Below are 324 nucleotides of genomic sequence, written 5' to 3' on the forward strand. Positions count from 1 at the left end.
TGAATCAGAAGACACTCCACTCATCACCGTCTTATAAGCTGGAATAGCACTCATCGTTCCTACCTGATAATTACTTACAGAAATATCTCCACTTTGAAATTTGGTTGATACTTCTCTTATGTAATTCATGAGTGTGTGGCATTCTTTAAGGACTGCTTCTAAGTTGTTTGCTTGGCTTTTGTCTAAAGCATGAAGATCTTCAAGAACTTCGGTTGTTTTCTCTTGTCCTCTGTGGACATTTGTATTAAATTCATCCTGCTGTAATTCTGGTATGAAAATAATATCATTTACACTTCGGATAATGGAATTGCTGTCGCTTGTTAA

The 324-nt window shown here is 36.1% G+C and carries 1 protein-coding gene; it reads right to left on the bottom strand.

Features of this window, described 5'->3' with window-relative positions; all coding sequences use genetic code 11:
- Nucleotides 1–324, bottom strand: a 324-nt coding sequence (locus JI666_RS21005; protein WP_206895023.1) for a T7SS effector LXG polymorphic toxin, incomplete at both ends; no start/stop codon positions are given.

The organism is Bacillus sp. NTK071, from assembly GCF_017303315.1.
GTDB lineage: Bacteria > Bacillota > Bacilli > Bacillales > Guptibacillaceae > Guptibacillus.